The organism is Mesorhizobium comanense (genome assembly GCF_005503535.1).
Classification (GTDB): domain Bacteria; phylum Pseudomonadota; class Alphaproteobacteria; order Rhizobiales; family Rhizobiaceae; genus Mesorhizobium; species Mesorhizobium comanense.
On the sequence record NZ_SCNN01000018.1, the window covers coordinates 128,486 to 140,328 of the forward strand.

General features: G+C 63.7%; 12 protein-coding genes. 10 read left to right on the forward strand and 2 right to left on the reverse strand.

Translation table 11 applies throughout. From position 1 onward, the window contains the following. From radA to FFS37_RS26050, 6 genes are all read left to right on the forward strand, one after another. Positions 1–1,404, forward strand: a complete 1,404-nt coding sequence (gene radA / locus FFS37_RS26025) for a DNA repair protein RadA (protein WP_137933830.1) — start codon at positions 1–3, stop codon at positions 1,402–1,404. Positions 1,405–1,451: 47 nt separating this feature from the next. Then, entirely contained in the window at positions 1,452–2,126 is a 675-nt protein-coding gene (locus FFS37_RS26030) for a CvpA family protein (RefSeq protein WP_137933831.1), read from the forward strand. 90 nt (positions 2,127–2,216) lie between these two features. Further along, positions 2,217–3,686 carry an amidophosphoribosyltransferase gene (gene purF / locus FFS37_RS26035; RefSeq protein WP_137933832.1) on the forward strand — a complete coding sequence of 490 codons (1,470 nt, stop codon included), beginning with the start codon at positions 2,217–2,219 and terminating at the stop codon, positions 3,684–3,686. Positions 3,687–4,001: 315 nt separating this feature from the next. Next, complete coding sequence (locus tag FFS37_RS26040; protein WP_137933833.1) at positions 4,002–4,751, forward strand: SDR family NAD(P)-dependent oxidoreductase; 750 nt, start codon at positions 4,002–4,004, stop codon at positions 4,749–4,751. 77 nt (positions 4,752–4,828) lie between these two features. Next, complete coding sequence (locus tag FFS37_RS26045) at positions 4,829–5,470, forward strand: hypothetical protein (protein ID WP_137933834.1); 642 nt, start codon at positions 4,829–4,831, stop codon at positions 5,468–5,470. Positions 5,471–5,637: 167 nt separating this feature from the next. Then, positions 5,638–5,856, forward strand: a complete 219-nt coding sequence (locus tag FFS37_RS26050; protein WP_137933835.1) for a hypothetical protein — start codon at positions 5,638–5,640, stop codon at positions 5,854–5,856. A gap of 47 nt (positions 5,857–5,903) precedes the next feature. On the opposite strand, the gene FFS37_RS26055 is transcribed toward FFS37_RS26050, so the two are convergent. Continuing rightward, on the reverse strand, positions 5,904–6,410 hold the full coding sequence (locus FFS37_RS26055) for an OsmC family protein (RefSeq protein WP_137933836.1): 507 nt from the start codon (positions 6,408–6,410) through the stop codon (positions 5,904–5,906). Between the two features lie 196 nt (positions 6,411–6,606). Between FFS37_RS26055 and aguA the strand changes: the two genes are divergently transcribed. Further along, positions 6,607–7,713, forward strand: a complete 1,107-nt coding sequence (gene aguA / locus FFS37_RS26060) for an agmatine deiminase (protein ID WP_137933837.1) — start codon at positions 6,607–6,609, stop codon at positions 7,711–7,713. A 94-nt stretch (positions 7,714–7,807) separates the two neighbouring features. Next, positions 7,808–8,905: a polyamine ABC transporter substrate-binding protein gene (locus FFS37_RS26065; protein ID WP_137933838.1), complete on the forward strand. Its 1,098-nt coding sequence runs from the start codon at positions 7,808–7,810 to the stop codon at positions 8,903–8,905. A 16-nt stretch (positions 8,906–8,921) separates the two neighbouring features. On the opposite strand, the gene FFS37_RS26070 is transcribed toward FFS37_RS26065, so the two are convergent. After that, entirely contained in the window at positions 8,922–9,629 is a 708-nt protein-coding gene (locus FFS37_RS26070) for a helix-turn-helix transcriptional regulator (protein WP_232375771.1), read from the reverse strand. Positions 9,630–9,907: 278 nt separating this feature from the next. Here FFS37_RS26070 and FFS37_RS26075 point away from each other — a divergent pair, with 278 nt between their 5' ends. Continuing rightward, the gene (locus FFS37_RS26075) at positions 9,908–10,795 is read left to right on the forward strand and encodes a DMT family transporter (protein WP_137933852.1); all 888 of its coding nucleotides are present in this window, start codon (positions 9,908–9,910) and stop codon (positions 10,793–10,795) included. A 54-nt stretch (positions 10,796–10,849) separates the two neighbouring features. Next, positions 10,850–11,758, forward strand: coding sequence for a DMT family transporter (locus FFS37_RS26080; protein ID WP_137933840.1), 909 nt, complete (start codon positions 10,850–10,852; stop codon positions 11,756–11,758). Positions 11,759–11,843 lie beyond the last annotated feature (85 nt).

The following is an 11,843-nucleotide window of genomic DNA, read 5'->3' on the forward strand; positions in this document are numbered from 1 at the left end:
ATGGCCAAATCGCGCATCCAGTTCATCTGCCAGAATTGCGGGTCCGTGCATCAGCGCTGGGCCGGCAAGTGCGATGCGTGCGGCGAGTGGAACACGCTCGTCGAGGAAGGCACGTCCGGGGGCATCGGCTCCGGGCCGGCCAACACGCGCAATGCCCGCAAGGGCCGCGCCGTGGTGCTCACCAGCCTTGACGGCGACATCGAGGACGCGCCGCGCATCATCTCCGGCATCGGCGAGCTCGACCGTGCCACCGGCGGCGGCTTCGTGCGTGGCTCCGCGCTTCTGGTGGGCGGCGATCCCGGTATCGGCAAGTCGACGCTTCTTACCCAGGCCGCAGCCGCCCTCGCCTCCAAGGGCCACCGCATCGTCTATGTCTCGGGTGAGGAAGCCGTCGCCCAGATCAGGCTGAGAGCACAGCGCCTCGGCGTCGCCTCGACACCGGTCGAACTGGCGGCGGAAACCAATGTCGAGGATATCCTGGCCACCATCGCCGACGGCAAGCGACCGGATCTGGTCATACTCGATTCGATCCAGACGCTGTGGACCGACCTTGCCGATTCGGCACCGGGCACCGTCACCCAGGTGCGCGCCGCCGCGCAGGCGATGATCCGCTATGCGAAATCCACAGGCGCCGCGATCGTGCTCGTCGGCCATGTCACCAAGGAAGGCCAGATCGCGGGGCCGCGTGTGGTCGAGCACATGGTGGATGGCGTGCTCTATTTCGAGGGCGAAGGCGGCCATCACTACCGCATCCTGCGCACGGTGAAGAACCGCTTCGGGCCGACGGACGAAATCGGCGTCTTCGAGATGTCCGACAAGGGCCTGCGTGAAGTCTCCAATCCGTCGGAACTGTTTCTCGGCGAGCGGCACGCAAAATCGCCGGGCGCGGCCGTTTTCGCCGGCATGGAAGGCACAAGACCCGTGCTGGTCGAAATCCAGGCCCTGGTGGCGCCCTCCTCGCTGGGCACGCCGCGCCGCGCCGTCGTCGGCTGGGACGGCGCGCGGCTGTCCATGGTGCTGGCCGTTCTGGAAGCGCATTGCGGCGTTCGCTTCGGGCAGCATGACGTCTATCTCAACGTCGCCGGCGGCTATCGCATCAGCGAGCCGGCCGCCGATCTGGCGGTCGCGGCCGCTCTGGTTTCCTCGCTCACCGGTCTTGCCCTTCCCGCCGATTGCGTCTATTTCGGCGAAATCAGCCTTTCGGGCGCGATAAGGCCTGTTGCGCATGCGCAGCAGCGCCTCAAGGAAGCCGAAAAGCTGGGTTTTGGTAGCGCGGTTCTGCCCTTGGGCAGCGAGGAACTTGCTGGAGGGATCGGGGCCGGCGCTTTCCAGCCCACCGAGCTCGCCGACCTCGTGGCGCGCATAGCCGGCTCACGGCGCAGCCGTGCCGGCGACGAAGAGTGACGCGGCTCGCCGAGCCGTAAAGAACAGATCGGAGTGGGGCGAAAGACATGCCGATTACGCTGCTTGACGGAATTCTCGTCGGCTTCACCCTGGTCTCGGCGATGCTCGCCATGGTTCGTGGTTTTTCACGCGAGGTCCTCTCGGTCGTGTCGTGGGCTGCGGCCGCGGCGGCGGCTTTCTTCTTCTACAAGCCGGTGCTGCCCTATCTGAAGCCCTATATCGAGAACGAGAAGATCGCGATGGCGGCCTCCGCCGGCGCCGTCTTCATCATCGCGCTCATCGTCGTCTCCGTCATCACCATGAAGCTCGCCGACTGGATCATCGATTCCCGCATCGGCGCGCTCGACCGCACGCTGGGCTTCCTCTACGGCGCCGCGCGCGGCGTCCTGGTCGTCGCCGTGGCGCTGCTGTTCTTCAACTGGCTGGCCGGCGCCAAGGCACCGGCATGGGTCGCCGACGCCAAGTCGCGGCCGCTGCTGGAACAGATCGGCGCCAAGCTGCAAAGCCTGCTGCCCGAGGATCCGGAAAACGTCATCCTCAAGAAGCTCAATCCGAATCAGCCGGCCACCGGCACTCCCGCTCCGGACGCGCCAGCCGCCGATGCTCCGACTGGTGGTGACGACGCCAACGCACCGGCGGCCGACGACAATGATGCCGGCCCTGCCGACAACACCGCCAAGCCGGCGCCGGCGCCCGCGCCGGCACCGGCGCCGGCGAACTGACGCCGAGGCGGATGATCGTGTGAACGACTCATGGCGCGCGTTGCTTTCGACGCGCGCTAGCCTTATATGGCGCTTTTAGCGGAGCTTAAGATGGCAGACGCAGACGACGTGCTTTCCGCCGAGGCCGACGATCATTTCCACGACGAATGCGGCGTATTCGGCATTTTCGGCCGGCAGGACGCGGCGGCAATCGTGACGCTTGGCCTGCATGCGTTGCAGCATCGCGGCCAGGAAGCGGCCGGCATCGTTTCCTACGACGGCACCCAGTTCCATGTCGAACGCCATGTCGGCCTGATCGGCGACACCTTCACCAAGCAGCGTGTCATCGACAGCCTGCAAGGCAACCGCGCCATCGGCCACACGCGCTACGCCACGACCGGCGGCGCCGGCATGCGCAACATCCAGCCTTTCTTCGCCGAGCTTGCCGATGGCGGCTTTGCCGTCGCCCACAATGGCAATCTCACCAACGCCATGACGGTGCAGCGCGCGCTGCAGAAGCAAGGCGCGATCTTCTCCTCCACCTCCGACACCGAGACGCTCCTGCACCTGGTTGCGACCAGCAAGGAGCGCGACCTCAACTCGCGCTTCATCGACGCCGTGCGGCAGGTCGAGGGCGCCTTCTCGCTGGTGGCGATGACGGCCAAGAAGATGATCGGCTGCCGCGATCCGCTCGGTATCCGCCCGCTGGTGCTGGGTGATCTCGACGGCGCCTGGATTCTCGCCTCCGAGACCTGCGCGCTCGACATTATCGGCGCGCGTTTCGTGCGCGACCTGAAGCCCGGCGAGATGGTCGTCGTCACGTCGAAGGGCATTGAAAGCCTGTTTCCGTTCGAACCGCAGAAGACCCGCTTCTGCATCTTCGAATATGTCTACTTCGCCCGCCCGGACTCCTCGGTCGAAGGCCGCAACGTCTACGAGGTGCGCAAGCGCATCGGCGCCGAACTGGCGCAGGAAAACCCGGTCGAGGCCGACATCGTCGTGCCGGTGCCGGATTCCGGCACTCCCGCCGCGATCGGTTTCAGCCAGGCGGCCGGCATTCCCTTCGAACTCGGCATCATCCGCAACCACTATGTCGGGCGCACCTTCATCCAGCCCGGCGATTCCATCCGCCATATGGGAGTCAAGCTGAAGCACAACGCCAACCGGCGCATGATCGAGGGCAAGCGCGTGGTGCTGGTCGACGATTCCATCGTGCGTGGCACCACCAGCCAGAAGATCGTGCAGATGGTGCGTGACGCTGGCGCCAGGGAAGTGCACATGCGCATCGCATCGCCGCCGACCAGCGCCTCTTGCTTCTACGGCGTCGACACGCCGGAAAAGTCGAAGCTGCTGGCTTCGCGCATGTCGGTGCAGGAGATGGCCGAATTCATCCGTGTCGACTCGCTCGGCTTCCTGTCGATCAACGGGCTCTACCGCGCCGTCGGCGAGGCCGGTCGAAACGACGAACAGCCGCAGTTCTGCGATGCCTGCTTCACCGGCCAGTATCCGACCCGGCTGCTCGACTTCGAAGGCCACGACAATGTGCGCACGCTCTCGCTGCTGGCGACGAGCGGGGCGTAAGGCCTTGTTGCAACTGTGATTGGCGAAACCGGTGAAGCATCCGATCTCCCCCCTTGCGGGGGAGATGTCCGGCAGGGCAGAGGGGGGGTGCTGTCCGTCCAACCTGTCAATCAATCGCAACCACCCAGTTAACCCGGTTCGCTTTCTCGGTAGGCTCATTTCGAAAGTCGGCGATCCTTCACACCCCCCTCTGTCCTGCCGGACATCTCCCCCGCAAGGGGGGAGATTGTGCTTTCATGTCGGCTTTCGCCAATCACGCAGGTTGAAGAGGCAGAGCCAAGTCCGACATAAAGCACCAACCTTCGGAGCTACCCGTTGACCCCTGCCCTCGACCTTACCGGCCGCGTCGCGGTCGTCACCGGCGCCTCGCGCGGCATCGGTTATTTCATCGCCAGGGAGCTGGCCGCCGCCGGAGCCCATGTGATCGCCGTCGCCCGCACGGTGGGTGGCCTGGAAGAGCTCGACGATGCGATCAAGGCGGATGGCCGCGGCCAGGCGACGCTGGTGCCGCTCGACCTCGCCGATATGGCGGGCATCGACCGGCTGGGCGGCGCGATCCATGAGCGCTGGGGCAAGCTCGACATTCTCGTCGCCAATGCCGGCGTGCTCGGCGTCATCTCGCCGATCGGCCATGTCGAGGCCAAGACCTTCGAGAAGGTGATGACCATCAACGTCACCTCGACATGGCGGCTGATCCGCTCGGTCGACCCGCTGCTCAGGCTCTCGGATGCCGGCCGGGCCATCATCATGTCGTCCAACGCCGCGCATTCGGCACGTGCCTTCTGGGCGCCTTACGCTGCCTCCAAGGCGGCGGTCGAGACCATGATGCGCTCCTGGGCGCATGAGACGCAAAGCCTGCCGTTGCGCGTCAATGCCGCCGATCCCGGCGCGACCCGCACGGCGATGCGGGCGCAGGCCGTACCCGGCGAGGATCCCGATACGCTGCCGCATCCTTCCGAGATCGCCCGGCGCATCGTGCCCTTGGCGAGCCCCGACCTGAAAGAGACCGGACTGATCTTCCAGGCAAAGCACAACCGCTTCGTCACCTATCGGCAGCCGGAATAAACTTGTGTTCCAGGCGGATTAAAAACACCTCCGGCTACGTTTTCCTGACGTAGGACATTCGAAACCGGAGGATCGACATGCGCAGACTTCTTCTCGTTGCCGCCACCGCCATCACGGCTGCGCTGGCCACCACGGCCGGCACGGCCTTTTCGCAAGACGCCAAGATGAGTTTCTTCGTCACCAGCGTCGGATCGGGCAAAGGTGCGGATCTCGGCGGCCTCAAGGGCGCCGATGCGCATTGCGCTTCGCTGGCCGAAGCCGCCGGGGTCACGGGCAAAAGCTGGGCCGCCTACCTGTCGACCAGCACCGAAGACGCACGCGATCGCATCGGCAAGGGTCCGTGGTTCAACGCCAAGGGTGAAAAGATAGCTGACGATGTCGCATCGCTTCACAGCGACGCCAACAGCATTACCAAGCAGACGGCGCTCACCGAAAAAGGTGAAGTGATTAACGGCCGTGGCGACACGCCGAACCGTCACGACATGCTGACCGGCTCAAAGCCTGACGGCACCCGGATCGCCGACCAGACCTGCGGCGACTGGACGATGAGCGGCGCCAAAGGTGCCGCGATGATGGGCCATCACGACCGCACGGGGCTGGACGATTCGGCCGCGGCGAAATCGTGGAACTCTTCGCATGCCTCGCGGGGTGGCTGCAGCCAGGAAGCCTTGAAGGGCACCGGGGGCGACGGCCTGTATTATTGCTTCGCCACCGACTGAGACGCCGCAGCAGCGAGGGGTTCGGGAATTCGCCGGACGATCACGCGGCTGTGATCCGAGGGGTAAAAGCGGCGCGGCGGTCATGCTTTCGTCATTTCGACGGAGTTGGTAGGATCACAACGACTCCCGCAACAGGCGCCCGAACCGGGCAGAAGAAGGACATCCTCATGGCTACAACCGCAGCGTTGGTCTGGTACCTTGTAATCGCCGGCCCGCAGGGAGGCATGGTGGTGCTGCCCAGCACCTTCGACAAGCGCGAACAGTGCACAGCCGCGATCACGGAATATCAGAAGCAGCCCACTCCGACCGGCTGGTCGCTGCAGTGCGTTCCGAGCGCCTCTCCCTTCACCGACGAGGGCGACGCCGAAGAGCCGGCAGCGCAGTAGATATCAAATACAGAGACCCGCAGCCGATGGCTGCGGGTCTCTGTCTTTCAACGCCTTGCGCTGACCGCTAATTCAGGCTTCTGGTTGATGGTCTGGAACACCACGCAGTAGCGTTCTGTCAGCTTCAACAGCGAATCGATGCGCTCCTGCGGTTCGTCGGTATCGAGACTGAAATTGAGCCGGATGGCACGAAAGCCGACCGGCGCATCCTTGGCGACACCAAGCGTCCCACGAAAATCAAGATCACCCTCGGCTTCCACGGTGGCCGCGCCGAGCTTGAACTCGAGCGCCGTCGCCACCGCCTTCAACGTCACGCCGGCGCAGGCCACCAAGGCCTCGAGCAGCATGTCCCCCGAACAGAGCTCGAGCCCGGAGCCGCCCGTCGCCGGATGCAGGCCGGCGATCGCGAGGGCCCTCCCCGTATCCACCTTGCACGCTATCGACTGGTCGTCGATCGAGCCCTTCGCCCTCAGTGTGATCAACGCCTGCGAGGCGTCGTCGCGATAGGCCTGCTTGAGAGGCGCCTGCATCGCCTTCAGGTCGGTGGCATCCATTTCGTTACCTCTTTTCGTCGGCTGTTTCTGGCGTTGGCGTAGGCGGCCCGGCCGAGATTTGTCTCGATCAGGCTGGAAAGCAACAATATTCGTCCCCTCGGCGAGCCGCCGATATCCCAAATGGGACATTGACGGATGAGACCCCGAAACCGTCTGATCCGGGCAAATGTCGTCGTTCCATTTCCGGTGATCCGCAATGCCACTTACCCTCTCGACAACGCCGAAACAGGATGGGTTTCGCGCACCCGGCGAATTCGAACCCAAATCGGGCTGCTGGCTGATCTGGCCTGAGCGCCCCGACACCTGGCGCCTGGGGGCCAAGCCGGCGCAGAAGCTGTTCGCCACTGTCGCCGCCGCGATCGCGCAAAGCGAGCCGGTGACGGTGGCGGCATCCAGCCGCCAATGGCAGAATGCCAGGGCGCGGTTGCCTAGCCATGTGCGGGTCGTGGAAATGTCGACCAACGATTCCTGGCTGCGCGACAGCGGCCCCAATTTCGTCGTCAACGACCATGGCGACGTGCGCGGCGTCGACTGGATCTTCAACGCCTATGGCGGTTTCGATGGCGGGCTCTACGCACCGTGGGACCTGGATGACCTGGCGGCGCAAAAGGTCCTTGAGACCGAGAAGATGGATCGCTACCGCGCGCCCCTGATCGCCGAGGGCGGTGGCTTGCAATGTGACGGTCAGGGCACCTTGATCACAACCGAGCAATGCCTGCTCAATCCAAATCGCAACGCCCATCTCGGCAAGGCCGAAGTGGAGCGGCGGCTGGGCGACTATCTCGGGGTCGACACAATCATCTGGTTGCCGCGCGGCTTTGCTTTCGACGAGACCGACGGCCATGTCGACGACGTCTGTTGCTTCGTGCGTCCCGGCGTGGTGGCGCTAAGCTGGACCGACAATCGTGACGACCCGCAATATGAGATCGTGCGGGAAGCCGAGGAGGTGCTGCGTTCGGCCCGCGACGCGCGCGGCCGCGCCCTGGAGGTCCACCGGCTGCTCCATCCCTTGCCGATAGAGATGACCCCGGATGAGAGCGAAAGCGTGGACCGGCTCGACGCCACCTGGGCGCGACCGGCCGGAAACCGGATCGCCGCGAGCTACATCAATTACTATCCGGGCAACAGCGTCGTGGTCGTACCGGAGTTCGGTTCCGATCTCGACGCCAAGGCCAAGCAAACGTTGGCCACGCTGTTTCCCGACCACAAGATAATCGGCATCGAGAATTCTCGCGAAATCTTGCTCGGCGGCGGCAATGTCGCCTGCATCACCTTGCCGGTCTACGCACCACACCGACGCTGAGGAACGGGGCATCCCGGCAAGACCGGCCGAGAGCACGGAAACGCAATGCTGCGCGATCCATCGTCGTCAGCCATCAGCGAAAAGGAGGACATTCATGCGCGCTTTGATCGTCTCAACCCTGCTTGCCGGACTTGCCTGCTGCGCCGGCGCCGCGCTGGCAGACGAGGAAAAAGTGGTCAACGTCTACAACTGGTCCGACTACATCGCACCAGACACGGCCGAGAAATTCGAGAAAGAGACGGGCATCAAAGTCCGCTACGATGTCTATGACGGCAACGAGGTTCTCGAAACGAAGCTGCTGACCAGCGGCTCTGGATATGACGTGGTCTATCCGTCGGCTTATCCATTCCTGAAGAACCAGGTGAAGGCCGGCGCTTTCCGGGAACTCGACAGATCCAAGCTTGCGAACCATTCCAAGATCGATCCGCAAGCCCTCTCCCTGCTCGCGGGAGCCGATCCGCGGAACCTGCATGCGGTGCCGTACATGGCCGTCACGGACGGCATCGGCTACAACGTCGCCGCGGTCAAGCAGCGACTGCCGGACGCGCCGACGGATTCCTTTGCAATGGTCTTCGACGTCGACGTGGTCAAGAAGCTTTCCGATTGCGGCGTCGCCATGATCGACGCCCCGGCTGAAGTCATCCCGATGGCGATGAACTATCTCCATATCGACCCCAGGTCGACCAACCCCGGCGACCTTGGCAAGGTCGAGGAATTGATGGGCAAGGTGCGGCCCTACATCCGCTATTTCCACTCATCGAAATACATCAACGACCTTGCGAACGGGGACATCTGCGTGGTGTTGGGCTGGTCAGGCGACATACTCCAGGCAAGGACCCGTGCCGCCGAATCCACCAAGAAGCTGGAGATCGCCTATTCCATTCCCAGGGAAGGAACACTTATCAACTTCGACACGATGGCAGTGCCGAAAGATGCGCCCCATCCCGACAATGGCCAGGCCTGGATCGACTTCAATTTGCGGCCCGATATCGCCGCCGCCAACTCAAGCTATGTCTCCTACGCCAACGCGATACCGGCTTCCTTGCCGCTGATGGACAAGGCGATAGCCAGCGATCCAGGAGTCTATCCGCCCGCTGCCGTGAAGGCCAAGCTGTTCGTGGTGGACAACAACGACGCGAAGCTGCTGCGATCACAAAATCGCATGTGGACGCGCATCGTAACGGGACAGTAGACCGGCGCGAAAACCGTCAGTCCTCAGCGGCTTCGCGCATGGTCGCCAGCAATTCGACCTGCGAGTGCACGCCGAGCTTGCGATAGATCTGCTTGATATGGTTGCGAACGGTGCCGGGCGAGATGGCGAGGCTGCGCGAAATGATCTTGGCATTGGCGCCATCGATCAGGTGCCGGGCGATCTCGCTTTCGCGGCTGCTCAGCCGTGATCGAGCCGCACCAACCAGAACGCTCTTGTCCCGGCAGCGGCAAAGATGAAGCAGCTTTTGCAAGATGAGTTTCGTCGCGCCGCTTGCCGCGCCGGCCATCGCCAGATCCTGCTCGCCGAAAGGCGGTGTCCCGTTTCGCCGCAGAAAGGTGATGTAGCCCGCTGTCAGCCTGTCGAAGTTGAACACGCCGGTTATCTCGTCGAAGCTGTCGGAAGGGCCGTAGAACTCGCGATAATAGGGCGTGAACTGGAAGTCGCGGTCGCGGAGAGCCGACAATGGCAACAGGAAATCCTGCCTGGTGCTGGCGAACCTCTGGAAGAACGGGTCCTGGCGATAGACACGGGCATCGTAGTCCCGGTTCCAGCGATCAGGCCCGGCATCGTCAATGGTCAGGGACGTGATGTCGCGACGATAGAAGCCGACATAGACACGGTCCGAACCCAGCAAAACCCGAGCGGCTGCCGTGAAGCGGGCCGACAATTCCTCGGGGGTCGCTGCCACGGCAGCGGCGGCCACGCCACCGCTCCAGCGCCCAAACTGATCGAGGGAAAAGGTCGACTGCATTCCGGCCCACAGTAGCGCAAGCCGTTGCAAGTTCAAACTGACAGGCGGCGCGGGGTTTGGGACACACCTTGGCCGGCTTTCCCACCCTGCCCCAACGCAAGCCCAGGGCTGGCGTAGCGCTGTCGCGACTTTCACCCGTATAGCTTGCTGCCGAGGCCTGATTTCCCAGAGTCCTCGAGTTGCCGCTCGCACTCTCGATGCCGCTTCACGCAATACTGGTCCCGCGCCTCATGGCCGACATCGCCATTCTCGAATCTCGCGAAAAGGTTTTTGCCGGCATCCTGCTGACCGGCGCCGCTTACCTTTTGTTTTCGACTCAGGACGCTTCCATCAAGTTGCTGGTTGGCGCGATGACCGTCTGGCAGATCATGTTCTTTCGCAGCATCACCATTCTCGGCGCCTGCGCGGCGATCGGCGGACGGCAATTGTTTGCCGACACGGTGCGCTCGCCGATCGTGCGGCCCATGCTGGTGCGAAGCGCTTTCACGCTCGCTGCCTGGCTCTGTTACTACAACGCCGCCCGCAGCCTGCAACTGGCGGAACTGACGACAGTCTACTACGCGGCTCCGATCATCGTCACCGTGCTTTCGGTGTTCCTGCTCGGCGAAAAGGTGCCGGTCATACGCTGGCTCGCGGTGCTGGTCGGCTTCGCCGGCGTCTTCGTTGCCTGCGATCCCACCCGTCTTGGCCTGTCCGTGCCGGTGCTCCTGGTGCTGACGGCCGCTCTATTATGGGCCATCGCCATCGTGCTGTTGCGCAAGACGGCGCTCAGAGAACGCTCGATGATCCAGCTCGTTCTCAACAATTTCTATTTCCTGGTGTTTTCGGCCGCGCCCGCCTTACTCTGGTGGCAGATGCCGGGCTGGCCTCAATTGCTGCTCCTTGCCAGCGTCGGCGCGCTCGGCGGCCTAGCGCAATATCTTCTCTTCGAAGGCATGAAGCGCACGCCCGCATCGATCCTGGCCCCGCTTGAATACAGTTCGCTGTTGTGGGCGTTCGCGCTCGGCTTCGCGATCTGGGGCGACGTGCCGCGCCGGGAGATTTTCCTGGGAGCCGCCCTCATCATCGCCGCCGGCCTGCTGATCGTCGGCGGCGAACATTTCCGCAAGCGTGCGTGATGGGCATCACTGCTGACGCTACGATGTCAGGATGGATCGGCGTAGGCTGTCGTCATGACTGACGTGACCGACACTACCGAAGCCGTCGCCGAGCGCACTTTGGGCATCATTCTGGTGTCGTGCTCGGCCGCGGTTTTTGCCCTGACCGGCGTGCTGACCAAATCGATCCACGCCGACCCGCTGACCATCATCTGCTGGCGCGGCTTTGTCGGCTCGATCCTGATAGCACTCTACGTGTTTTGGCGGCGGCGGCGCTCCGGCGGGCGCGAGAGCCTGCGGCTCGGCTGGCGCGGCTGGCTGCTGGCGGTGGAAGGGGCCTTGGCCAGCATCGCCTTCATTTCCGCGTTCAAGTTCACCTTCGTCGCCAATGTCGCGGTCATCTACGCCACCGCGCCTTTCGTCACCGCATTGCTGGCCTGGGTCCTGACGCGTGAACCGTTCCGCTTGCAGACGATGGTCGCGGCCACCGTATCGCTTTGCGGCGTGGCGATCATGGTCTGGTCCGGCTTCGGCTCGGGCCATCTCCTCGGCGATGGATTGGCGCTGCTGATGACCATCGGCAGCGGTCTCTACATGATCATGGTGCGTGCCTTCCGCGATACGCCCGTGGTGTGGGCCGGCGCGGTTTCGGCCTTCCTGCTGTTCGTGCTCGGCTGGTTCGTCACCGATCCGCTGGCGGTTTCATCAAGGGATGCCGTCCTCCTTGCCACCTTCGGCGCCTCCTTCGCGCTGTCGTCCATCCTGTGGACGGAAGGCGCGCGCCTCATCCCGGCCGCCGAATCCGGGCTGCTCGGCTCGGCCGAGGTGCCGTTCGCGGTCCTGTTCGCCTTCCTGTTCCTGGGCGAGATCGCGCCACAGGCCAGCATGATTGGAGGCGCGATCGTGCTGTGCGCCGTGTTTGCGCATGCCGGCCGGGACTGGATGCTGGCCCGCTCGCAACGCATGGCGTCAAATATTTCTTAAAAAAGTGACACAGTCACGGAACCATCATCGGACTGAGACATTATTGGTGCGACGGGCCAGCATCCAGTCCCGGCCGGCATGCGCA